Annotated in this window: 23 protein-coding genes, 2 tRNA genes and 1 riboswitch; of the genes, 15 read left to right on the top strand and 10 right to left on the bottom strand. The window is 71.1% G+C overall.

Annotated features, from left to right (window positions below; translation table 11 throughout):
- Positions 1 to 261 precede the first annotated feature (261 nt).
- From AC29IT_RS15155 to AC29IT_RS15170, 4 genes are all read left to right on the top strand, one after another.
- Positions 262 to 1,185, top strand: a complete 924-nt coding sequence (locus AC29IT_RS15155; RefSeq protein WP_358436962.1) for an ABC transporter substrate-binding protein — start codon at positions 262 to 264, stop codon at positions 1,183 to 1,185.
- 104 nt (positions 1,186 to 1,289) lie between these two features.
- Positions 1,290 to 2,255 carry a hypothetical protein gene (locus AC29IT_RS15160; RefSeq protein ID WP_488219085.1) on the top strand — a complete coding sequence of 322 codons (966 nt, stop codon included), beginning with the start codon at positions 1,290 to 1,292 and terminating at the stop codon, positions 2,253 to 2,255.
- Positions 2,256 to 2,269: 14 nt separating this feature from the next.
- Complete coding sequence (locus tag AC29IT_RS15165; RefSeq protein ID WP_358436967.1) at positions 2,270 to 2,674, top strand: hypothetical protein; 405 nt, start codon at positions 2,270 to 2,272, stop codon at positions 2,672 to 2,674.
- Positions 2,675 to 2,997: 323 nt separating this feature from the next.
- Positions 2,998 to 4,131 (top strand): polysaccharide pyruvyl transferase family protein, encoded by a 1,134-nt coding sequence (locus tag AC29IT_RS15170; protein ID WP_358436969.1) that lies wholly within the window; start codon positions 2,998 to 3,000, stop codon positions 4,129 to 4,131.
- A gap of 25 nt (positions 4,132 to 4,156) precedes the next feature.
- On the opposite strand, the gene AC29IT_RS15175 is transcribed toward AC29IT_RS15170, so the two are convergent.
- From AC29IT_RS15175 to AC29IT_RS15190, 4 genes are all read right to left on the bottom strand, one after another.
- Positions 4,157 to 4,333 (bottom strand): hypothetical protein, encoded by a 177-nt coding sequence (locus tag AC29IT_RS15175; RefSeq protein WP_358436972.1) that lies wholly within the window; start codon positions 4,331 to 4,333, stop codon positions 4,157 to 4,159.
- A 286-nt stretch (positions 4,334 to 4,619) separates the two neighbouring features.
- Complete coding sequence (locus tag AC29IT_RS15180) at positions 4,620 to 5,333, bottom strand: TenA family protein (protein WP_488219086.1); 714 nt, start codon at positions 5,331 to 5,333, stop codon at positions 4,620 to 4,622.
- 19 nt (positions 5,334 to 5,352) lie between these two features.
- The gene (gene thiD / locus AC29IT_RS15185) at positions 5,353 to 6,141 is read right to left on the bottom strand and encodes a bifunctional hydroxymethylpyrimidine kinase/phosphomethylpyrimidine kinase (protein ID WP_488219087.1); all 789 of its coding nucleotides are present in this window, start codon (positions 6,139 to 6,141) and stop codon (positions 5,353 to 5,355) included.
- Positions 6,142 to 6,341: 200 nt separating this feature from the next.
- Positions 6,342 to 6,437, bottom strand: a riboswitch (TPP riboswitch).
- A 32-nt stretch (positions 6,438 to 6,469) separates the two neighbouring features.
- A complete protein-coding gene (locus tag AC29IT_RS15190; RefSeq protein WP_358436981.1) occupies positions 6,470 to 6,700 on the bottom strand; it encodes a lipoyl domain-containing protein in 231 nt (76 codons plus the stop codon).
- Between the two features lie 321 nt (positions 6,701 to 7,021).
- Between AC29IT_RS15190 and AC29IT_RS15195 the strand changes: the two genes are divergently transcribed.
- Both AC29IT_RS15195 and AC29IT_RS15200 read left to right on the top strand, forming a co-directional pair.
- Positions 7,022 to 7,303 carry a hypothetical protein gene (locus AC29IT_RS15195; protein ID WP_358436984.1) on the top strand — a complete coding sequence of 94 codons (282 nt, stop codon included), beginning with the start codon at positions 7,022 to 7,024 and terminating at the stop codon, positions 7,301 to 7,303.
- 75 nt (positions 7,304 to 7,378) lie between these two features.
- A complete protein-coding gene (locus AC29IT_RS15200) occupies positions 7,379 to 8,110 on the top strand; it encodes a hypothetical protein (RefSeq protein WP_488219088.1) in 732 nt (243 codons plus the stop codon).
- Between the two features lie 48 nt (positions 8,111 to 8,158).
- Here AC29IT_RS15200 and AC29IT_RS15205 read toward each other — a convergent pair whose 3' ends face one another.
- A complete protein-coding gene (locus tag AC29IT_RS15205) occupies positions 8,159 to 8,548 on the bottom strand; it encodes a hypothetical protein (RefSeq protein WP_358436990.1) in 390 nt (129 codons plus the stop codon).
- A 167-nt stretch (positions 8,549 to 8,715) separates the two neighbouring features.
- On the opposite strand from AC29IT_RS15205, the gene AC29IT_RS15210 reads away from it, so the two are divergent.
- The 4 genes from AC29IT_RS15210 to AC29IT_RS15225 all read left to right on the top strand — a co-directional run bounded on the left by AC29IT_RS15210 (position 8,716) and on the right by AC29IT_RS15225 (position 11,555).
- The gene (locus tag AC29IT_RS15210; protein WP_358436993.1) at positions 8,716 to 8,931 is read left to right on the top strand and encodes a hypothetical protein; all 216 of its coding nucleotides are present in this window, start codon (positions 8,716 to 8,718) and stop codon (positions 8,929 to 8,931) included.
- 71 nt (positions 8,932 to 9,002) lie between these two features.
- Positions 9,003 to 10,676, top strand: a complete 1,674-nt coding sequence (locus AC29IT_RS15215; RefSeq protein ID WP_488219089.1) for an AMP-binding protein — start codon at positions 9,003 to 9,005, stop codon at positions 10,674 to 10,676.
- A gap of 57 nt (positions 10,677 to 10,733) precedes the next feature.
- Entirely contained in the window at positions 10,734 to 11,372 is a 639-nt protein-coding gene (gene orn / locus AC29IT_RS15220) for an oligoribonuclease (RefSeq protein ID WP_488219090.1), read from the top strand.
- Positions 11,373 to 11,482: 110 nt separating this feature from the next.
- A tRNA-His gene (locus AC29IT_RS15225) sits at positions 11,483 to 11,555 on the top strand.
- A 262-nt stretch (positions 11,556 to 11,817) separates the two neighbouring features.
- Here AC29IT_RS15225 and AC29IT_RS15230 read toward each other — a convergent pair.
- Positions 11,818 to 12,963, bottom strand: coding sequence for a L,D-transpeptidase (locus AC29IT_RS15230; protein ID WP_488219091.1), 1,146 nt, complete (start codon positions 12,961 to 12,963; stop codon positions 11,818 to 11,820).
- 348 nt (positions 12,964 to 13,311) lie between these two features.
- On the opposite strand from AC29IT_RS15230, the gene AC29IT_RS15235 reads away from it, so the two are divergent.
- Both AC29IT_RS15235 and AC29IT_RS15240 read left to right on the top strand, forming a co-directional pair.
- Positions 13,312 to 13,387 (top strand) — tRNA-Lys (locus AC29IT_RS15235).
- 159 nt (positions 13,388 to 13,546) lie between these two features.
- Positions 13,547 to 14,227 (top strand): hypothetical protein, encoded by a 681-nt coding sequence (locus AC29IT_RS15240; protein WP_488219092.1) that lies wholly within the window; start codon positions 13,547 to 13,549, stop codon positions 14,225 to 14,227.
- Between the two features lie 3 nt (positions 14,228 to 14,230).
- Here AC29IT_RS15240 and AC29IT_RS15245 read toward each other — a convergent pair whose 3' ends face one another.
- The gene (locus tag AC29IT_RS15245) at positions 14,231 to 14,425 is read right to left on the bottom strand and encodes a MerR family DNA-binding transcriptional regulator (protein ID WP_488219093.1); all 195 of its coding nucleotides are present in this window, start codon (positions 14,423 to 14,425) and stop codon (positions 14,231 to 14,233) included.
- A gap of 99 nt (positions 14,426 to 14,524) precedes the next feature.
- On the opposite strand from AC29IT_RS15245, the gene AC29IT_RS15250 reads away from it, so the two are divergent.
- Together AC29IT_RS15250 and AC29IT_RS15255 are read left to right on the top strand one after the other, a co-directional pair.
- A complete protein-coding gene (locus AC29IT_RS15250; protein WP_488219094.1) occupies positions 14,525 to 14,716 on the top strand; it encodes a hypothetical protein in 192 nt (63 codons plus the stop codon).
- Positions 14,717 to 14,786: 70 nt separating this feature from the next.
- Complete coding sequence (locus AC29IT_RS15255) at positions 14,787 to 15,056, top strand: helix-turn-helix domain-containing protein (protein ID WP_358436406.1); 270 nt, start codon at positions 14,787 to 14,789, stop codon at positions 15,054 to 15,056.
- Positions 15,057 to 15,729: 673 nt separating this feature from the next.
- Here the strand turns inward: AC29IT_RS15255 and AC29IT_RS15260 are convergent.
- Both AC29IT_RS15260 and AC29IT_RS15265 read right to left on the bottom strand, forming a co-directional pair.
- On the bottom strand, positions 15,730 to 17,991 hold the full coding sequence (locus AC29IT_RS15260; RefSeq protein WP_488219095.1) for an NACHT domain-containing protein: 2,262 nt from the start codon (positions 17,989 to 17,991) through the stop codon (positions 15,730 to 15,732).
- A gap of 828 nt (positions 17,992 to 18,819) precedes the next feature.
- On the bottom strand, positions 18,820 to 19,578 hold the full coding sequence (locus AC29IT_RS15265) for a DeoR/GlpR family DNA-binding transcription regulator (RefSeq protein ID WP_488219096.1): 759 nt from the start codon (positions 19,576 to 19,578) through the stop codon (positions 18,820 to 18,822).
- A 73-nt stretch (positions 19,579 to 19,651) separates the two neighbouring features.
- Here AC29IT_RS15265 and AC29IT_RS15270 point away from each other — a divergent pair, with 73 nt between their 5' ends.
- A complete protein-coding gene (locus AC29IT_RS15270) occupies positions 19,652 to 20,830 on the top strand; it encodes an MFS transporter (RefSeq protein ID WP_488219097.1) in 1,179 nt (392 codons plus the stop codon).
- Positions 20,831 to 20,840: 10 nt separating this feature from the next.
- Here the strand turns inward: AC29IT_RS15270 and AC29IT_RS15275 are convergent, their stop codons facing one another.
- Positions 20,841 to 21,809: a quinone oxidoreductase family protein gene (locus AC29IT_RS15275; protein ID WP_488219098.1), complete on the bottom strand. Its 969-nt coding sequence runs from the start codon at positions 21,807 to 21,809 to the stop codon at positions 20,841 to 20,843.
- Between the last annotated feature and the right edge of the window lie 6 nt (positions 21,810 to 21,815).

Below are 21,815 nucleotides of genomic sequence, written 5' to 3' on the forward strand. Positions count from 1 at the left end.
GTGCACCGACCCGGGTCAAGTCCGCGGAATCCCCGTCCCACCCTGTGGCCGCCGTTGACACCTCCGGTCGAATCCGGTGAAGCTCGGCGGGTGCCCGCTCGGACGTGCCTGGTAGCGCGAACCCACATCGACCTCGCCCTGGTCTGGTCGGCGTCCTGTCGACGCCACCGCTGACCCCAGGCCCACCGCGCCCCGCCCTGCCCGGATCCCGGGGCGCTCCCGACGATTCCCGCCGCCCGCGCGGCGCGGAAGGGGACCACGATGCGCACCGGACATCGCGCGGCGACCGCGCTCGCCGTGCTGTTGAGCGGAATTCTGCTCGCCGCCTGCGGCCCGGCCCCTGATCCGGACGCGATCGCGCCGGGCCTCGACCCGCAGGCCGACGTGGTCTCCGGCGTCGGGCGCAGCGAGGCGGCGGCCGCGCTGCTGCCCGCGCGGGTCCGCGACGGCGGGGTGCTGCGCATCGGCCGCTCCGTCGGCGGAGCGCCGCCGACCGCGTTCTACCTGGCGGACGGCAGCACCGCAGTCGGCCTCGACGTGGACATGACCGAGGCGGTGGCCCGCAAGCTGGGCCTGCGGGTCGAGGCGCAGGACGCCGCGTTCGAGACGATCCTTCCCGCGCTGGGCAGCGGCAAGTACGACGCGGGCACCGGGAACTTCGGCGTCACCGAGGAGCGCAAGCGCACCATCGACTTCGCCACCTACGTCCGCGACGGGCAGGGATTCGCGGTGCGCAGCGGTGACGACCGCGGCCCGATCACCGACGTCACCGCGCTGTGCGGGCAGACCGTCGGCACCGCGAAGGGCACCACCTTCGAAACGACCCTGTCCGCGCGATCCCACCGCTGCACCGACCAGGGCCGCCCCGCCTACCGGGTGGAGGTGTTCTCGGAGAGCAGCGCCCTGTACTCCGCGCTCGCCCAGGGCAAGGTCGACGCGATCATGAGCACCGTCAACGGCTTGCGCTACGCGGCGACGCAACAACCGGCGCTGCGGTTGACCAACGAGTTCCGCAGTCTCGACGTCGGCTTCGCGCTGCCGAAGGGCTCGCCGCTGGCCCCGGCGTTGCAGGCGGCGGTGAACGAGCTGATCCGCGACGGGTCCTACGCCCGCATCCTCGGCAAGTGGGGCGTGTCCGCATCGGCCATCGGCGAATCGCAGGTCAGTCCCCCGGAGATCCACTGAGCACGCCACTACTCGATCAGGTGGTGATCGCGCCGCTCCACCGCGCGCGGGGTCCGGATCAGACCTACTCTCCTCGGCGAGTCGACCCTCGCCTGTGGAGAGGAGTGTCCAACGTGGAGGACTCCGCACAAGCCGTCGTCCCGCTCCGTCCCGGATTCGACATCCAGGTACGAGGTTTCCACCGCCGCCAGGTCACCGAGCACATCGAGCTGCTCGAGGACCAGCTGCGGATGGTCAGCATCGATCGCAACGAGGCGGTGGCGCTGAACACCGACCTCCGCCGCCTCTGCGACGACGCGCGGCGCGACCTCGCCGAAGCCGAACTCCGCCTCAAACGCATCGAAGCCTCCGACACCGGGCTTCCGCACGCGTCGCAACGCGTGCAGAACATGCTGTCGCTGGCCGAGGAAGAAGTGCAGACGCTGCGCGAGCAGGCGCAGCGGCAGGCGGAGACCATCCGAGGCAGCGCGGAATACGAGGCGCAGCAACTGCTCGACGAGGCCGGTGCGGCCGCGGAGGCGATGCGGGCCGAATGCGCCCGCCTCGTCGACGAGCTCGACGTCCGGCAACGCGAGATCCGCCGGGAGCACGAGCAGAGCCTCGCCGACATCCGGGAGCGCGAGCGCGCCATGCGCCACGCCATCCGGGACGAGTACAAGTCGGTCGTCACGACCGCGCAGGAGGAAGCCGACGCACTGCTCGCCCGCACCCGCTGGGAGTGCGGCAGGCGCGACGCCGAGACCGAGCAGCTGCGGCTCGACGTCCTGCAGGACCTGCACACCAAGCAGGCCCGGATGGAGGAACTGCGCACCGCGGTCATGTCCTCCCTGGAGAACGTCGGCAGGCTCGTCGGCGCCTCCAGCAACGAGATCGCCGCGCAGGAGATCGACAACGTCATCGACGCCGAACTCGTCGGCGAACCGGCGCACCACGTGTGGCTGCCGGAGCCGCGCGGGGACACCCAGAGCTACCTGATCCCGCTCGAGTCCCCCTTCAACGGTGGTGCCGCACCCGCGGAACCCGCCGAGACCGCCGAAGCCGAACCGACCGAAGCCGTCCAGCGGAACTGATTCGGAGCGAGTACGTGGAGCTAGTCGTCTTGTCCTTCGCCGGCGGCGCGGTGGTCGCCGCCCTGCTCTTCTGGCCGCTGCTGCGCCGGGCCCGCACGCACGCGGACGGGCCGCCCACCGGCAAGCACGCGCTGCGCGCCCCGCGGGCCACCGCCCCGGCGGCCGCCGCCGGGACCACGGCCACCGCGCGGCCCGCCACCGGCGAGGCCGACGCCGAACCGCACCCCATCCCCCGCCAGGAGACGGCCGCGGACCGCGCCACGGAACCCGTCCCCGACGAGCCCGCCACCGGCAACGAGCTCGGCGTCACCGTCTCGACGCTGCCGACGGCGCTGTTCCACGAGCACTACGAGGCGAAGTTCCGCCGCACCCGCGACCGCATCGACCGGCTCCGCGACCAGCTCCACGAGCAGAACTGACCGCACGCCCCACGGCGGCCACCACCCCGGGGGATAACCCAGGCGGTGGGCCCCGGGCCGGTGGGGGCCCCCCCGGGTGGGGGCCCCCCCCGCCCCGCGCCCCCCCCCCCCCCGGGGCCCCCCCCGCGGGGTTTCACCCCCGGGGGGGGCCCCCCCGTTCCTGTTGCGCGCGCACCGGGTTGCGGCCGACCGGAGCAGCGCGCCGCCGCCGAACGCGCCCCCGCGCGGCCGCCGCGGATGCCTCCGAGCGGGACCCACCGCACCGTGTTGTTAGGTTCGGCGCCTACCGCGCCCAGCCGCGAACCCGAACGGTGGAGAACCCAGTGTCGAGTCCCGCAACGCCCCCCACGCTGTACCTGGTCGCCACGACCGGGAATCCGAACTACGGCGACGAGCTGATCGCCGCGACCTGGCTGAAGTACCTCGCCCAGGTCGCCCCGGACAGCGAGGTGTGGCTCGACTGCCCCAACCCCGGCCCCAGCGAAGTACTGCTCGGCCACCTGCACCCGCACGTCCGGTTCACCGACACGCTGTGGCGGCTGTGCTGGTCGGCGCCCTCCGACGAACCGTGGGAGGTGGCGTCGTTCGTGCAGCACGCCATGATCAACCCGGGGCTGGCGCCGCACTGGCTGGCGGGCATCGAGCTCGCCGCGCGCGCCGACCTGGTGCACATCATCGGCGGCGGGTTCATCAACTCCATCTGGCCGCGGCACTACGGGCTGCTGGCGGGCGCGGTCGCCGCGGTGCGCCGCTCCGGCGGGCGCGCCGTGATGACCGGGCAGGGCCTGTGGCCGACACCGGAGGAGGCGCGCCCGCTGGTGCGCAACCTCGCCTCGCAGTTCGAGCTGATCGACGTGCGCGACGAACCGTCCGCCGAACTGCTCGACTCCGCGGGCCAGCTCACCGCCACCGGCGACGACATGTTCTTCGGCATCGCCCCCGAGCTGTACCGCACCGACGACCTGCGCGACGTGATGATCTGCCTGCAGTCGGACCTGCTGGACGTCACGGTGCCCGCGCTGGCCGGGTTCCTGCTCGACACGCTGCGCGCCTGGGACGTGCGGCCCGAGCAGGTCGGCGTCATCGAAGGCATCCCGCGGGTGGACCGCGAGGTGTTCGCCCTCGTCGAGCACGACCTGCCCGGCGCCCGCTTCTACCCGTTCTCCGAGATCATGGACCACGGGCTGCCCGCGGCCGCCGGCCAGCGCTGGCTGTCGACCCGGTTCCACATGCACCTGATGGCCGCGGCGGCCGGGGCGCACGGCGTCGCCGTGTCGATCAACTCCGGGTACTACACGAACAAGCACCGCTCGCTGATCCAGCGCGGCTCCGGCTGGGGCCTCAGCGAAGGCCTCCAGGTGCCGCCGCAGCCGCAGGAGGGCGGCTACGAGCGGTCGACGCTGGACGCGCTGCAGGAGGCCAAGTCGAAGCTCGCCTGGTCCATCTACGGGGACTGAACCGCCGAGCCGGGCGGCGACGCGATCAGGCCGCCGCCTGCCCGGTCTCGCAGGTGCCCTCGGCGCGGGGCCGCAGCACGTGGATGTCCGCGGACGATGTCTCAGGCTCCGTCTCCGCCTGGGCGGACTCGGCGTCCGCCCGGCGGTCGGCGATGTAGAAGGGGGCTGCGGCCAGCACCGGCACCAGCATCCCCGCCAGCATGATCAGAATTGAAGTCCCCGTACTCAAGGCCACCGAACCCCGCGCGGTGGGAGGCGGACCCCCCACGACCGAACACGCCGAACGAACGTGTCGTTGGCCTCATCGTCGTGGCTGAGGGTGTTCGTTAGCACGGCCCGAAAGTGCTCCTGATCACGCTGCTCGCGAGCGCCCCCACCACCGCTGACCACCCGCGGCACCGCCCCCGTCGCGCGCGGGCGGCCGTTGCGGAGGGTGATCGGATCGGGCGGCCCGCCGACGTGCGAAAACCGTGCCGCCGCAACGACTTTCACCGCGGGATCCACCGCGCCGTCGGCCACTGCTCGAGCCGCCAGGCGCCGTCCCAGAACATCCACTCGTACTCGCTCGCCCGGGTGAACGCGGCCAGCATCCGCTCCCGCACCGGTTCGTCGGCGGCGGCCGCCGCCCGGTCGGTGAGCTCGCGGGCCGCCAGCACCGCCTCGGCGAACTCCTCGTCGGCGTAGGTCTCGATCCACCGGCGGTACGGGTGCGCCGACGCGTCGCCGACGGCGGCGAGGATCTCGCTGCCCACGTGCTGGTACACCCAGAAGCACGGCAGCACCGCCGCCAGCAGCACCGGGTACGGGTCCACCAGCGCGCTCGCCCGCAGGAACGAGGTGTAGGCGGTGCACGACGGCGAGGTGACCACGCCCGCCAGATCGTCCGCGGACAGCCCGAAATCCTCGACGTAGCCCGCGTGCAACCGGCGTTCCTCCACCAGCGCACCCCGCGCGGCCCCCGCCAGGAACGCCGCGTCCGCCGGATCATCGGACCGGGTCGCGGCCGCGGACAGCGCCTGCGCGAACGCGATCAGGTAGCGGGCGTCCTGCACGATGTAGAACGCGAACCGCTCCCGGTCGAGGGTGCCGTCGGCGAGCGCCGCGTTGAACGGGTGCGCCACCACGGCCCGTTGCAGCTCGGCGGTGCGTTCCCAGGCCCTGGCGCAGAAACCGCCCGCGGGCGGATCGGGCAACCTGCTCATGATCTCCGCTCCTCCGATCTCACCACCAGCGGTGGAAGTGGTGCACGGGCCCGTGCCCGCGCCCCACGTCGAGGCGCTCCGCGGCCCGCAGCGCCTCGGTCAGGTACTCCTTGCCGTCGCGCACCGCGCTCGCCCAGTCCGGCCTGCGGGGGCGCAGCGCCGCGATGGCCGCCGACAGCGTGCAGCCGGTGCCGTGGTCGTTCGTGGTGTCGATCCGCTCGCTGCGCAGCCAACGCACCTCCCCGTCGCCGCGGAACAGGTCGGCGCTCGCCGGTTCCGCGCGCAGGTGCCCGCCCTTGAGCAGCACCTGCTTGGCACCCAGGTCCGCGAGCCGCTCGGCCTGCGCGGCCATCCCGGCCGAGCCGGTGATCTCCGGTTCGCCCAGCAGGTCCGCCGCCTCCGGCAGGTTCGGCGTGATCAGGTCGACCCGCGGCAGCAGCTCGTCCCGCAGCACCGCCACCGCGTCGTCGGCGAGCAGCCGGTGCCCGCTCTTGGCGACCATCACCGGATCCAGCACCACGTGCGGCGGGGCGTAGCGGTCCAGCACGGCGACCACCGCGCGGATCACCTCGGCGTTCGCCAGCATCCCGATCTTCACCGCGTCCACCCGCACGTCGTCGAGCAGCGTCGCCAGCTGGGCGGTGACGAACTCCGGCGGCACCTCGCGGACCTCCGCGACACCGGTGGTGGTCTGCGCGACCAGCGCGGTCACCACGGACATGCCGTAGGCGCCGTTCGCGGAGAAGGCCTTCAGATCGGCCTGGATCCCGGCCCCACCGCTGGGGTCGGTGCCCGCGATGGTCAGCACGTTCGGGATCCGCCCGGAGCCGGACCGGGCGGCACGAGTGGTCTGGGCGGCACGAGTGGTCTGGGCGGCACGAGTGGTCTGGGCGGCAGGGCCGGTCTGGGCGGCAGAGCCGGTCTGGGCAGCAGAGCCGGTCTGGGCAGCAGAGCCGGTCTGGGCAGCAGAGCCGGTCTGGGCAGCAGAGCCGGTCTGGGCAGCACGAGTGGTCACGTCGGTGACGTCCCTCCGCTAGCACGAACTAGGTCAGGTTCGACGGGTCTGCTCTCAGCCCGGTAGCCCGGGCACCCCGCGTCACTGGCCCCAACCTAGCAACGGGCGTCAACCCGGCGGTTCACTCGACGAGGCCGATGATCGCGCCCGCGGTGAACCGCTCCCCCGCCCTGCCCTGCCGCCACAGCGTCCCGCTCGCCGGGGCGCGCACCGTGCGCGGCGTTCCACCGGTCAGCACTTCGGCGACCGGGGCGCCGCTGCGGACCCGGGCGCCGTCCCGGACCAGCCAGCGGGTGAGCGAACCGGGTTCCTGCGGGTCCTCGGGCGGACGTGGGAAGTGCAGGTCCGTCACGGCCGCGCCTCCCCTCCCGCTCGACTCGTCCGCGGACGACGAGCGCGGAGATCGGCGATCAGCATGATCGGTGATCCTTCTCACCACAAGCAGATCTCGGGCTCGGTCCGCTGGGTCGAGCGGCGCAGCAGCACGTCAGCGGCGGGGTCAGACCGCTGGGCCGAACAGTCGCCCTCACACGATCGGAGCAGCGCAGCCGACGCCGGCCGCCGCTACGCGAATGCAACGTGCCGGCTGATCGTTCCGTCTAGAGTTCGAGATCCGGCCAGTGGACCGAAGCCGGACGAACTGCGCCCGCGGGTCGTCCTGACAGGTATGGGGGTGGGACGGCACATGTTCCCCGATCAAGAGCACGTGTGGTGGATCGTCGGAGCGGGCAAGCGCCTCCGGCACGCGATCACGGTGCGCCCGGGCGCCAGACCCGCCGGGGATCCGGTGCAGACCCTCTGCGACACGACGATCAAGCTCCCGCACGAGACCTGGCCGGCCACCAAGGAACCGTCGAGCCGCCGCATCACGGAGCGTTGCGCGGAGTGCGAGCGGGCCGTGGACGAACAGCTGGAACGTGACGGCGATCTCGTCGTCACCACCTGGGACGCGTAGGCGCGAGGGAAGTCACACCGCCGACAGCTGATCGCCTAGTGAGGCGACCCTGCGTGGCGGATTAAAGTTGACGCAATGGACACCACTGCCGACGCCCCTCAGTCCGCCCGCTCCCGCCGCTCCACCCGGCCGGATCCGGCGGAGGTCTGGGCTCCGCTGGCCGGTCTCGCCGACGCCGCAGCGCAGGGCGGGACGTCCGGAGCCGTCGCCATCACCCGCGGGTTCGACCGCAACAGCAGGCTGCGCGCCAAGGCGCTGCGCGATCTGCTGGAGGAGCGCGGGGTCGCGGCCATCGAGATCACCCCGGCCGTGGGCAGCGAGCGGCTGCTCGCCGACAGCGAGATCACCTCGGTGGTGAACCTGATCGGCGCCGGTTCCTGGCAGCCGTACCGGCTGGCCGCGAAGCTGCGCGCCCCGCTGCTGGCCGTGCGCGGCGACGAGGCGGGCGGGCCGGAGTCGCGGGACGTCATCGGCGTCACCGCGTCCGAGGACCGGCGCGACGTCGCCCTCTCGCACGTCGCGGTGCGCCCGGAGACCGAGGGCCAGGGCAGCCTGATCGTCACCGCCGACGGCGAGCCGGTCTCGGTGCCGGGTGGTTCCGCAGCGATCACGCTGCACGAGCAGCGGCTCGAGGTCCGGCTCGCGGGCCCGGACTTCGCCGAGCAGACCTTCGCCGCCACCGAAGTTCAGGTGGAGACCGCGGACGCGCCGCACCGGCTGGTGCGGGACGAGCTGCCGATCGCCGACTTCGAGGGTGCGCTGACGTTCACCGCCGAGCCGGGCGCGCTGACGGTCCGCCCGGTCTGACCCGTTCCCCCGCGCGGCCCCGCTCGACCGGGGCCGCGGGGAACCCGTTCACAGCACGCGGTTCAGCAGCGCGACCAGCGCCGCGAGCACCACGCCCACCAGCGCCAGCGTGAGCGGGGCGAGCGTGCCGGGGTTCAGCGCGTTGAACAGCGTCCAGCAGAGCACGAGCAGCGCCACCAGGCCCAGCAGCCCGATCATCGCGGCCATCAGCGGCCGGTGCCGCGGCAGCGCGCGCAGGTTACCGCGGGCGACCGGCGTCATCCGCTGGTACGTGATCCACACCGGCAGCGCCACGAGCGCCACGACGAGGACGCCGAACAGCGAGTCGGCCCGGCTCGGGCCGTGACCGAGACCGAGCAGCAGACCCAGCACGCCGACCGCGAGCACCAGCAGCACGCGGTGCAGGGTGCGCCACAGCAACCTGTCGTAACCAGCCATGATCGCAGTCTCCCAGGGCCGCTCCGACCGGCGGCGGAACCCCGCGGGCAACCTCCCGGTGGAAATTCCAAGATTAATCAGGCGAACACCCGTCACGTCGGTGATCCTGAGTCGTCTTACTACCGGAGGACGTACCGGACGAACGTCCCGCGAGGGAGGGAGGTCGCGTGACCGACAACGAGCAGTGGCAGGTGAGCTGCCGCGATGTGGCTGGCCGGCGGCGGAACATGGCGGTGTACGTGAACCAGGGCAACGTCGTGGTCGTCGCACCGCCCGGGGAGACCGCGGTGCTGGCACCATTGGAGGCGGGCCGCCTGCGGGCCGCGATCCGGGAGGCCGTGGTGTCGGCCGCGGCACCGGAACACCCCGTTCCGGACCGGTGAGCCCTTCCCCCGCGTCGTCCCCCGAGGCATTATCTACCGATGAGTAGCTAAATCGGAGGAGACGCGTGGCGATGTTGCGACGGCCGGCGGTACGGACACGAGGCGAGGCGGCGAAGGCGGCCGTCCGGGCCGGGGCGGATCGCCTCGCCCCACCGCTGCAGACGCTGTGGCTGCTGACCCGGCAGGGCGTCGTCCGCCCGATGCGCCCGGACAAGCTGCTGCGCATCGTCTTCGCCTGGCGGCGCTGGGGCGTCACCCCCGCGCTGGGCTACGCCGTCGCCGCGATCCGGCACCCCGACCGGCCCGCCGTGATCGACGAGCGCGGCGCGCTGAGCTTCCTCGAACTGGAGCAGCGCACCACCCGCCTCGCGCGCGGGCTGCGCGCCCGCGGCATCCGGGACACCAGCCGGGTCGCGGTGCTGTGCCGCAACCACCACGGGCTCGTCGAGACCATCGTGGCCTGCGGCAAGATCGGCGCCGACGTGGTGCTGCTCAACACCGGGCTGCGCCCGCACCAGATGCGCACCGTGCTCGAGGAGCAGCGCGCCGACCTGCTCATCGCCGACGTCGAGTTCGTCGAGGCGCTGCCCGACCTGGAGCTCGACGTGGTGCTCGCCTGGACCGAGGGCACCACCCGCAAGGCCACCCTGGAGCACCTCATCGGCAGCTCCGCCACCGGTTCGCTGCCGCGCCGCCCCCGGCACGCGCGGATCATCGTGCTCACCTCCGGCACCACCGGCGCCCCGAAGGGCGCCCGCAGGCCCGCGCCGCCCGGGGTCGGCCCCGCGGCGACGATCATGTCCCGGATGCCGCTGCGCGCCGGGGAGCGGATCATGCTGGCGGCGCCGATCTTCCACACCTGGGGCCTGGCCGCGTTCCAGCTCGGTTCGGCCATCGGCGCCACCCTGGTGCTGCGCCGCAAGTTCGAGCCGCAGCAGGCGCTCGCGGCCGTGCAGCGGCACCGCGCGACGGCGCTGTTCGTGGTGCCGGTGATGCTGCAGCGCATCCTGGACCTGCCGCGGGAGGCGATCGAGCCCTACGACACGTCGTCGCTGCGGATCGTGGCCGCCAGCGGTTCGGCGCTGCCTGCCGACCTCGCCACCCGCTTCCAGCGCGTGTTCGGCGAGGTCCTCTACAACTTCTACGGCTCCACCGAGGCGTCGTGGGTGAGCATCGCCACGCCGCGCGAGCTCGCCGACTCCCCCGGCACCGCGGGGCGCCCGCCGCGCGGTACCAGCGTGCGGATCCTCGACGAGCAGGGCGCGCAGGTGCGCGACGGCGAGACCGGGCGGATCTTCGTCCGCAACGACATGCTCTTCGAGGGCTACACCGGCGGCGGTGGCAAGGAGGTCCGCGACGGCATGCTCGCCACCGGCGACCTGGGCCGCATCGACGAGGCCGGGCGGCTGCAGGTGGTGGGCCGCGAGGACGACATGATCGTCTCGGGTGGCGAGAACGTGTACCCGAAGGAGACCGAGGACGCGATCGCCACGCTGCCGGAGATCTCCGAAGTCGCCGTGATCGGCGTGGACGACGCCGAGTTCGGCCAGCGCCTCGCCGCGTACGTGGTGCTCGTCGACGGCGCCGAGCTGGACGGCGAGGCGGTGCGGGAACGGGTCCGGCCCGCGCTGCCCGGTTTCGCGCTGCCCCGCGACGTCGTGTTCCTGCCCGAGCTGCCGCGCAACGCCACCGGCAAGGTCGTGCCCGCGCGGCTGCGCGAGGGTTCCGCCGATACCGAACGGTGATCTGCGCGGCGCCGGTGCGATCCCGGTGCCCGGCCGCACCGCGTTAGGCTCGGTGAGGTGAACGACCGTCTAGTGTGGATCGACTGTGAAATGACCGGTCTCGACCTGGGCAAGGACGCTCTGATCGAGATCGCCGCCCTGGTCACCGACGCCGACCTCAACATCCTCGGCGAGGGCGTGGACATCGTGATCCACGCCCCGGACGAGGCGCTGTCGGGGATGCCCGAGGTGGTGCGGGACATGCACGCCCGCTCCGGGCTGACCGAGGAGGTGCGGCGCTCCGCGGTCACCACGGCCGAGGCCGAACAACGCGTCCTGGACTACATCCGCGAGCACGTGCCGGACACCGTGTCGGCGCCGCTGGCGGGCAATTCCATCGCCACCGACCGCGGGTTCATCGCCCGCGACATGCCTGCGCTGGACGCGCACCTGCACTACCGCATGGTGGACGTGTCCTCCATCAAGGAGTTGTGCCGGCGCTGGTTCCCGCGGATCTACTACGCGCAGCCGGAGAAGGGCCTGGCGCACCGCGCGCTCGCGGACGTGCGGGAGTCCATCCGCGAGCTGGCGTACTACCGGCGGACCGCGTTCGTGGCGGAGCCGGGGCCGACCACCGAGCAGGCGCAGGCCGTCGCCGCGGACCTGCTGGCCGGCCGCGGCCCCGCGGGCACCGGCCGGAGCTCCGACCAGGAGTGATACCGGTTCCGCGCCCGGCCGGGAGCCCGGTCGCAGCCCGCCGCGCGGCGCACGCTAGGATATTCGTGTTGCTCCGGACGACCGGGTTCACCGGCCGATCGGAAGCTGCGGTGGGTGTAGCTCAGTAGGTAGAGCACTGGGTTGTGGTCCCAGGAGTCGCGGGTTCGAATCCCGTCACTCACCCCGCGAGAAAAGGCCCGCTCCTTCCCGGAGCGGGCCTTTCGCATTGCGGGGGAACGGAAATCCCCGAACCACTTTTTCCCATCAGCGGCGAAGCCGCTGAGCGCCGACCACGCACGCACCCGGCACCGCCGCGGATTCTCCGCGGCTTCCTCGCTGCGGGATCGTTTTCACCGGTGGCTCTCCGCCACGCGCGACAACGCCGTCCTCGCGAGGAAGCCGCTGAGGCTCCACCACTCGCCCCGCCGAGCAGGGCGAGCGATCTTCACCGGTTGCCCGCCGTCCATTCCGCCCAGGGGACCTGCCAGTCGCCGAAACCGTCCCAGGACCGCAGGTTCGGCCCGCCGGAGTTGGTGATCTCGACGACGTCGCCCTTCTTGAGCAGGTCGTAGATCCACTTGGCGTTGGCGTCGCTCATGTTGATGCAGCCGTGGCTGACGTTGCTGCTGCCCTGCTGGGCGACCGACCACGGGGCCGCGTGCAGGAATTCGCCGCCGTTGGAGATGCGCACGGCCCACTTGACCTCGGTGCGGTAGCCGCCGTTGTCGACGTCGAGGCCGTAGCTGGACGAGTCCATGATCTTCGTGGCGTGGTGCTCGGTGACGACGTGCACGCCGTTGTTGGACGGCCAGGCGGGCTTGCCGAGGGAGACCGGCATGGTCCGCTGGGTAACCCCGTTGACGTCGATCGACATGGTGTGGCTGGAGCCGTCGGCGTGGAGCACGACGGCGTCGCCGATGGTGATGGTGGCGGTGCGGTTCTCCTCGCCCCAGGAGCCGTTGCCGAGGTCCTTGCCGTAGACGTCCGCGTTGATGGTGATCTTCGTGCCGGGCTTCCAGTAGTGCTCGGGCCGCCAGTGCACTTCGCGGTCGTCGAACCAGTAGAAGGCGCCTTCGACGGCCGGTTCGGTCTGGATGCGGATGGCCTCTTCGGCCTTCGCCTTGTCCGGGGCGGGCGCGTTCTCGGAGAAGTAGAAGGCGAGCGGCTGGCCGACGCCGACGGTCTCGCCGTCGAGCGGGTTCATCGACACGTAGGTCTGGTTCTCGGGATCGATGGTGCTGAACGTGGATTCCTGGACGACCGGCGCGCCCGCGGCGCCCTGCAGGGTGAGCTTCGCGGTGTAGGTCTTGCCGTAGCCGAGGGGCTCGGACGCGGACCAGCTCGACCCGTCCGGCGCGACGGTGTTGGCGACCGCCTTGCCGTCCTGGTTCACCAGTTCGGCGGCGGTGATCGTGCCGTCGACGGCGGTGGCCGTGATGGGGGCGGTCGGCGAGATCTGCTGGGCACCGTTCGCCGGGTCGAACCGCGCGGAGGCGGGTGGCGGCGGCGGGGGCGCCTGGGCGCCGCTGGTCCCGCCGCCGGTGCAGGACGCGAGGAGCACGCCCACCAGCACCACGACCGCAGCAGGCACCGCACGGGACGACGACCCTAGAACTCTCCCGACAGAGTTAAGACACAGCTTCATGCGTGACTGTCCGTTCGATCCGATCCCCACATCCGACTGAGACCAGTGTGCATCAGCCCCCCGACCGTGTAGCCGACGACCAGCCCTGCACGAAGAGTCAACCGCGGATCTTCACCCGTCAGACGCACGACCACACCCCCCGGTTGCTCGCTCAGCGACATCGAACCCCGCCGACCGGCTGAAACACCACCGCGCACCCCCGAAGGGACCCCCCGATTCATCCCCCGAAACGGGGTGCTAAAGTTTCTTTCGTCGCCAGGGAGACGGCAAGAACGAAATCCCGGCAGACACCCAGCGCCAATAGCTCAACTGGCAGAGCAGCTGACTCTTAATCAGCGGGTTCGGGGTTCGAGTCCCTGTTGGCGCACCAAAGCCCCAGGTCACACGGCCTGGGGTTTTTCTTTGCCCGGCCTGCTTGCCAACTAATTGCCAACTTCGCCGGTGCGCCCGTCCGAGTCCACGAACGCCAGCGCGTCGGCACTCGCCCGGGACTGCTGCCCGCGGTGCCTCGGCGTTCCGCCCGGTCCCGGTGCCCGCCAGCCGGTACGCCGCCACCCTCGGCGAAGCCCTCCAGCTCCGGTTGAGCCAGGAGCCCGCCGCGGACCTGCGCGCGATCCTGTCCGAGTCGATCCGAGCGGCGGCCGACGTGCTGGAGCTGACGGCGGGCGACTCGCCGTCGAGCACGGTAGCGATCGTGCGCCGCAACGGCGACCAGGTGGACGAACTCGTCCTCGGCGACAGCCCGATCATCACGCCCGCCGGGGTCTTCGAGGACCCCAGGCTCGACGACCTAGAACTTCCCGAACGACGCGCCTACTGGGAACGGCTGCTGTCCGGTGCGGGCTACGACGAGCACCACCGCACGATGCTGCGAGAGCTCCAGGACGCCCAAGCCGAACGGCGAAACCGCGACGGCGGCTACTGGATCGCCGAAGCAGACCCGACAGCAGCCGCTCGCGCGTTGGTGCGGTCATCGAGCATCCGCGACACCCCGTGGGCAGTGCTGGCCACCGACGGCGCGTTCAACACCATGACCCACACCGGCACCGACGAGTGGACCCGGATTGCCGGGATGGACTCGGCGGGCCTGTTCGCCGAACTCGAACGCTGCCAGGCATGGGAAGCCCACGTCGACCCCGACGGCACCGACTTCCCGCGCGCGAAGCGCCACGACGACAAGGCGATCGCCGGCGTCCGCTGGAACGCCTGAGCCTCAGCTATCGCCGGAATCGGCACGGAGCTTGCGGATCTGCTCCCGGACTTCCTCGACGTCCCACCGGTAGTGCCCGCCGAGTGTCGTCTCGGTCGGCGTCAGCAGCCCAGAACTCACGTAGCGCGCCACCGTGCGCGGGCTGATCCCCAGCTCCCGCGCCAGTTCGCCCGTGGTCACCAGACGAGATCTCGTCACGACATGGACTGTCGCAGTTGACTCGTTTACCCGCCTAACAGCAGACTCGTTTGATACGTTCGGCTCAATTGTCTCGATTGGCGCGATGAGGTGGCTGCGATGTCCGACGAATCCCGATCACTAGCCGTGCTGCTGCGCCAGGCGCAGTGGGCGCTCGACGACGCCGCCTTCGACATCGGAGCGGGACGAGCCACCACCGACCAGCGGGAAGCGCTCGCATCCGCACTGGTTGAGCTAGCCCGAGCACTCCACGGCGACAAGCGGCCGCTGATCATCCACGTGAGCAGGTGACGGACGAGTGATTCCGATCCAGCCCGCGGACAGCGACGAGCCCGCTCCCGACCAAGTTCCCTTAGTCCCCGTGCAGGCGAGCGTCCCGGACGCCGAAACAGCCCGCTGGGACGACGTCGAAGCCGTCCGCCGCGACCCCGACCCCGTACGCCAAGCAGCCCGCGCCACCGAGCTGATCAACGAATGCGGCCGACGAGTCACCGAACTGGCAGCACTGCGCCGCGCCGCGATCGAACGAGCCCACCACGACCACGGCCTCACCTACGCCGACGTCGCCGACTCCCTCGGCATCACCCGAGGCCGCATCACCCAAATCCGCAACGGCCGCACCGACACCTGACCTACGAGCAGGGGGCATCGTGGGCAAACACCGAACCAGACCCACCGGGTACATCACCGCGTGGTGCGGGGAAATCTTCCCTGCGACGTCGCCAGAGGCCACAGGTTCACGCGGCGCGCCTGACGTACCGCGAAGCCGAACCTGGGCGACTCCGACCGTCCCCTTTCTGCGCCACGTCCTCGACAAGCTCCACGAGCTCTAGCCCCAGGCCAGCGCCCAGAGCGCTCGTGTTCAGAGTTTCTTTTCTTCATCAAGGGCGCCCCTGCGGGGCCGCCTGCCAGCTGTATGCAAGCCCCGGCCAAGCCGGGGATCGCCGGGCGTGCGGCTGACGCCGGTCCCGGCGACCCCCGACGTCCGGGGCGCGGAAGGAAGGCAGGCGGCCAGGAGCCACGCAGGGGCCGCAAGAGACGAAACCCGGTACGCGAGCTTGATCGCTGGTATCGCCGACGCCGCTTCCCTCGCGGTTGGCACTGCCGGTGGTCGCTTGCCGTGATGTCGGCACAGGTTCACCTGCGTTTATGGCGCTGGGGCAGGGTGGTCAACTTGGCCGCTCCCGTGGATACGAGGCCAGTCGCTTGGTGTAGTGGCTCACCTGGCTGTGGTCCCGTCTAAAACTGTGCCGGAGAAGCTCTTTCAGGCAGAGATCGCGAACTGACTGCGATAGCTGGGAGCGTCAGGTCGACTGGGACGTTCGCCTCTTGTTGGATTTGCCCGGATGGTTCTCGGCGAGGTGGTCGCGGAGTTGGGCGTGGCGGAATTGGTAGGCGGCGCCTGCTCGGCGGAGTATTCCGCGGGCGTGGGCGTCTTGAAGGAAGAGTTGCGGGCGCCACGGCAAACGCCCGGTCAGGGGCAGCCACACCCGCACGAACAGCAGCCAGTTCCCCCACGCCGACAGCGCCATACGCAGCAGAGCTAGTAATAACCCGGAGAAGAATATCATCATGAGCACAGGCTCGATGCCATCTATTCTACCCATCAAGTAGGGGGCAATTACCGCCGTCACGCCCGATATGGGCAGTGCAGCTGATATCGCTCGGGTCAGGGTTACTGCCCGGTCCGTGGACAACAAGTCCCACGGGCCGCTTTCGTGCGGATCAAGCTCTTCCCCAAGAATGGAGACGACGACGTTCACAACTCCGACGACAAGCCCCACCACGACCCCGACAACGACCCCGTGCACGAGCCCACTCACGGCCAGCGACACGGCCGTATATCCCGACACGACGCCGCGCCCAACCCCGCCTATTATCCCGATTGCGAGTGTTACAGATAGCCCGAATGCGAGCCCGTTGGTGAATTGTGAGGCAGCATTGGTGCGGTGCCCTAGACTAGAGTTTCGCCGTTGGAGACCGCCTCGCCGTCGGCGCAGCCGTTCCGGCTCGCGTCCAGCCCGCCCGGGAACGGAACTCGCTTCATAAAGGGTCCCGATCGCCATCCCGATCATGAACCCGAACGCGAGCACGACTGCGAAGCTGCTCATGAACCCACTCCCGGACGCGTACGTGATCCCGAACGTGTGCCAGCCGTTGAGCGCGATCGCGAGTCCGATCGCGAGTCCGATCACGAGTCCGATCGCGAGTCCGATCGCGAGTCTGACGGTGAGCCCGGCCGCGAGTCCGACCGACAGCACGCCCGCGAACGCGCCCGCGAGCACGACCGTGAGCCCGACCGTGAGCGCGGCCGCGAACGCGTCTGCAAGCCCGACCGTGAGCACGCCCGTGAACACGACGGCGAGCAGGAATGTGGTGGTGGCGGCGAGGATGCGGGTGGGGCGTGTTGTGAGGTTGGGGAGTTGCCACCAGGTGAAGTCGTGGGTGTCGTGGGCGTGGAGGCGGGTGGCGAGGTGACCGAGCCAGTGGCGGGCTTGGTCTGGGGTCCAGGGTGGGTGTGTGGTTTGGGTTGGTTGTGTGGGGCGTTGGGGTGCATAGAGGGTGTCTACGTACTTGCGCAGCAGGTGTTGTTGGAGGTGAGTGCTGGTGGGGAATTGGGTGGTGTCGAGCAGTTCACCGGGGGCCGATTCGGTGGCTTCTTCGTAGTGGGTGCGAGCGAGCATGATCATGAGTGGTGTGGTCAGTACCGAGGTCAGGTTCTGGCTCGCGGTCTGCTGTGGTGCGGTGCGCAGCTGTGCGAATACCGTTTCCCAGTCGGTGGCGCGCTTCGGGGTGGTGGTGCGGCGCAAGTAGTGTTCGGCTTCGTTGAGAGTGAGGTCGTCGATCTCGATCGCCGCGGCCCGCCCGATCGCTCGGGTCGTTCGAACGGCCTCGGCGTATTCCTTGGGGCGGCTGGTCAGCAGTAGTGGTAGCTGGACTTGGCTGATCTGGCGGATCGCGGCGCGGTGGTGGCGTTCGGGGAGTTCGTCGAATCCGTCCAGTACCGGCAGGATCCAGTCACCATCGATCAGGGTCTTGACTTGGGGCGTCCCGGTGGCGTCGCGTTGTTCCAGGGACGAGAAGTCCCGCACGAGCCTGTCGCTCATCCACTCCCGTAACCGGGTGGTGGTCGGGTTCCAGTCGCCGAGGCTGAACAAGACCGGCACCGGGCCGCGACGGCCACGGTGGTCGAGGAGGTCGAGGATCAGGCGGTGGGCCAGCACGGTCTTGCCGGCGCCGACCCGGCCGAGGATCACCAACCGGCGTGAACCAGTGGCTTGGAAGGTTTCGCGGATCGCGGTGAACTGCCCCGACAACGCCACCGGAGCAGGCTGTTCCTGGTCGCGGCGGATGTTGTCCCAGTCATCGAACAGGTCCGCCTCGGCCTCATGCCAGCGCACCCGCAGTGGAACCGGATCCCCGATCCGCCAATGCTCCTCTTCCTCCTGGCTGCGCCCGCGCACGACACCGGCCAGTTCCGCCGACAGCAACTCATCCGCAGCCGTGTCCCGTCCCACCGTGACACCGCCATTAATGGTCTCGGCCTGGATCAAGGGCCCGCCCACCGACCCCTTGTTCTCGTTATGAGTCCCATCACCGCCAGACACGCCCCGCAGTATGCCGCACACGAAACGTGCCCTGTCCCGGAATCAACAAGAGCCCCGCCAACGAAGCGCCAGACATCAACCGCCGAGGACCCCATGCGGCGACCCCCGACCAAGAAACCGGTGGCGGCGCCTGCGCGGGTCACCAGGCATGTTGTCCGACGACGGCAGATAGCGGTGACACGGACGAGCTCGTTTTGGGTTCGCCGACGACCTTCCTCCCGTACATGGCAGGTCGTGCGGGGGCGCACCCGGGGCACATGCGACCCGAAGACGACCAAAGACGACGGCAACCGAGCGACGCTCCAGGGCTGGCTGCCATGCCAGTGGCCAGCCGCGCCGCAGGCGGGGCTGCCGCTGGAACGCCCTCCGGAAGCAGGTCTCAGCCATCAGTGACTATGCCAATACGGGCCAAAACTTGCCGATGAATTGCCAATAATCAACTTTCGGCGACGTCAGATGACGGCAACCGACCCCGCCTCTGGTTGCGGCGTTCATGCAGGTGACCGGGGTTGTCGTCAAGCGACGGAAGTTGCCGAAAAGCACGGACACCAGAACAGCGGGTTCGGGGTTCGAGTCCCTGTTGGCGCACCAAAACCCCAGGTCACACGACCTGGGGTTTTTCTTTTGCTCTCGAAATCCGCTGCGGACCACCACCAGCCCCCGATTCGGACGATGGGTGGCCGGATGACCGCGGCGGGCCGCGGTCGAGCACCCGATTTCGACCGAGCGTCCCCCTGTCGTGTCCCGTCCGCTCGGCTCTGATCACCGGCACGCCCGAGGGCCGGGTCAGGTGGTTCGGACGGTCACTCCTGCTGATTCGAAGGCGGTGACTTCGGTGTCGGGGGCCGCCGCGTCGGTGATGAGGGCGTGCAGGGCCGTGGGGGGCGCGACGAAGGCGAGCGAGGTGCGGGTGAGCTTGGCCGAGTCGGTGACGGCGATGACGCGGCGGGCGGAGGCCATGGCGGCGCGCTTGGTAGCGGCGTCGTCGAGGTCGTAGGCGGTGAGGCCGTCGGCGGCGGTGAGGCCGCAGCAGCCGAGGATCGCGGTGTCGAAGCGCAGCGCGGCCAGCGAGGCGTGGGTGAGCGGGCCGGTGAAGGCGAGTTCCTGGGCGCGCGGCCTGCCGCCGGGGACCAGCAGGGTGATCTCCGGTGCCGTGGCCAGTTCGTTCGCCGCGTGCAGGGACAGGGGCACGACGGTCAGGCGGCGGTGCGCCAGTGCGCGGGCGACTTCGAGGCAGGTGGTGCCGCTGTCCAGCACGACCGATTCGCCGTCGGCGATCAGGTCGGCGGCTGCGGCGGCGATGCGCCGTTTGACGTCGGCGCCGTCCTGGGCGCGCAGCGCGAACGGGGGCTCGTCGCCGCGGAGCAGGAGGCTGCGGGCTCCACCGCGATAGCGCTCGAGCACGCCTTCGTCGGCGAGCGCTTCGAGGTCGCGGCGGATCGTCATCTCGGAGGCACCGGTGAGCGCGGCGAGTTCGGCGACGCCGAGCGAACCGGCCTCCCGCACCGCTTCGGTGATCCGCTTGAGCCGTTGTGCGCTGGACATGCTCCATGTGAACACGGACTCCGTCCACAGGTCAACATTTCGAACATCGGATATGTTCGTTATGTTTTAATCCATGAACACTCGGTTGCGGGCGGCGCGGATCGCCACGTTCGCCCACTTCGTCCTGTGCGGCTTCCTGATGGGCATGTGGATCGTGCACATCCCGGTGGTCGAGCGCGCGGTGCGGATCGATCACGCCCTGCTCGGCTGGCTCCTGCTGCTGCTCGGGGCGGGTGCCGTCGCGGCCATGCAGCTCGTGGGCCCGCTGACCGACCGGTTCGGCGCCCGGCTGGTCGTGCCGGTGAGCGCCGCCGCGTGCAGCCTCGCCGTGGTGCTGCCGGGGCTGGCGGTGGACGGCTGGACGCTCGGAATCGCGCTGCTGGTGTTCGGGTTCTGCAACGGCTGCCTCGACGTGAGCATGAACGCGCACGCGGTGCAGGTGGAGCGCGCGTACGGACGGCCGGTGATGTCCGCCTTCCACGCCGCGTTCTCCGTCGGGGGCGTGGCCGCGGCGCTGATCGGGGCGCGCACCCTCGGCTGGGGGTGGAGCCCGGCGACCTCGCTCGGTGCCGCGGCGGTGCTGGGACTGGTGCTCGGCGCGGTCGCCGCGCGCGGGCTGCTGCGGCCGGAGCCCGCACCGGAACCCGTCGAGTCCACTTCGGACGGTCATCGCCCGGTCGCGGGGCGGGTGTGGCTGCTGGCCGGGCTCGCGTTCCTGATCATGCTGTGCGAGGGCGTCGCCAACGACTGGAGCGCGCTGCACCTGCGCGACGTGCTGGGCGCGCAGCCCGCCACCGCCGCCCTCGCGTACGGGGCGTTCGCCACCACCATGACCGCGGGCCGGCTGCTCGCCGACCGGGTCGCGGCGCGGGTGGGGCCGCGGGTGGTCCTGCGGGGCGGGGCCGGGATCGCCGCGGTCGGGCTCACCGCGGCAGCGCTGTCGCCGTGGGTGCCGCTCGCGCTCGCCGGGTGGGCCGTGTTCGGCATCGGCCTGGCCGGGTGCGTGCCGCAGCTGCTGAGCGCCGCCGGGCACGCCGACGACGCCGCGGCCGGGGCCAACGTCTCCCGGGTGGCCGGGCTCGGATTCGTCGGCATGCTCGCCGGGCCCGCCGTGATCGGGCCGCTCACCCACCTGGTGCCGCTGAACCTCGCGTTCTTCCTGCCGGTGCTGTGCTGCGTCGCGGCCGTTGCCGCCGCCCGCACCGCGCTGCCCCGCCGGGACCCGGCGCAGGCAGGGCAGCCGGTGCGCTGACGGCTCGCGGTCAGGGGATCAGCAGGACCCGGCCGAAGGCGGCGCGGCTCTCGATGTGGCGGTGAGCGGCAGCGGCCTCGGCGAGCGGGAACTCGCGGTCCACGACCACGGTCAGCTCGCCCGCCGCGACCCGTCCGATGAGGCGTTCCACCAGCGCGCGGGTGCGGGCCGGGTCGTGCGCCATCTCGCCGCCGAAGTACACGCCGTTGAGCGAGGCGTTCTTGAACATCAGCGGGTCGAGCCGCGGCGGGTTCGGTTCCCGCCCGGCCTGGCCCACCCAGCTGATCCGGCCGCGGTAGGCCAGCGCGGCCACGCTGCTCTCCAAGGTGCGACCGCCGACCGGGTCCACCACCAGGTCGACGCCGCGCCCGTCGGTGAGCTCGGCGACCCGGGCGGCCACGTCCTCGTCCCGGTAGTTGACCGCGTGGTGCAGCCCGTGCTCGCCGAGCCGCGCCAGCTTCTCCGCGCTGGACGCCGTGCCGAGCACCGTGGCTCCCGCGGCGGCGGCCAGCTGCACCGCGGCCAGGCCGACACCGCCCGCCGCGGCCTGCACCAGCACCACTTCGCCCGCGCGCAACCGACCGAACTCGAACAGGCAGTCGTCGGCGGTGCCGAACTCGACGGGGATGCCGGCGGCCAGCCGGGGATCGAGGTCGTCGGGGACGCGGTAGGCGTTGTGCTCCGGCACCGCGGCCAGTTCCGCGTGCGAACCGTGCGGCATGAACGCCACGGCCCGCTGGCCCTCGCGCAGCCCGGTGACGTCCGCGCCGACGGCGGCGACGGTGCCCGCGGCCTGGTAGCCGACGACGTGCGGCGTGCTCGGCGGCGGCGCGGCCTGCCGGTGCAGCAGGTCCCCGCCCTGCACACCGACGGCCTCGATGCGCAGCAGCACCTCCCCCGGGCCCACCTCCGGGTCCGGGACGTCCGCGTAGCGCAGCACGTCCGGCCCGCCGTTCTCGTAGTACACCGCTGCCTTCACGACCAC

It is taken from the genome of Saccharopolyspora sp. MMCC62 (genome assembly GCF_057736575.1).

Bases quoted from the DNA above. Each gene is read 5' to 3' on its own strand.
- AC29IT_RS15155 (WP_358436962.1), top strand. From the start codon at position 262: ATGCGCACCGGACATCGCGCGGCGACCGCGCTCGCCGTGCTGTTGAGC.
- AC29IT_RS15175 (WP_358436972.1), bottom strand. From the start codon at position 4,333: ATGCTGGCGGGGATGCTGGTGCCGGTGCTGGCCGCAGCCCCCTTCTAC.
- AC29IT_RS15180 (WP_488219086.1), bottom strand. From the start codon at position 5,333: ATGAGCAGGTTGCCCGATCCGCCCGCGGGCGGTTTCTGCGCCAGGGCC.
- AC29IT_RS15200 (WP_488219088.1), top strand. From the start codon at position 7,379: ATGGACACCACTGCCGACGCCCCTCAGTCCGCCCGCTCCCGCCGCTCC.
- AC29IT_RS15205 (WP_358436990.1), bottom strand. From the start codon at position 8,548: ATGGCTGGTTACGACAGGTTGCTGTGGCGCACCCTGCACCGCGTGCTG.
- AC29IT_RS15215 (WP_488219089.1), top strand. From the start codon at position 9,003: ATGTTGCGACGGCCGGCGGTACGGACACGAGGCGAGGCGGCGAAGGCG.
- AC29IT_RS15250 (WP_488219094.1), top strand. From the start codon at position 14,525: ATGTCCGACGAATCCCGATCACTAGCCGTGCTGCTGCGCCAGGCGCAG.
- AC29IT_RS15265 (WP_488219096.1), bottom strand. From the start codon at position 19,578: ATGTCCAGCGCACAACGGCTCAAGCGGATCACCGAAGCGGTGCGGGAG.
- AC29IT_RS15270 (WP_488219097.1), top strand. From the start codon at position 19,652: ATGAACACTCGGTTGCGGGCGGCGCGGATCGCCACGTTCGCCCACTTC.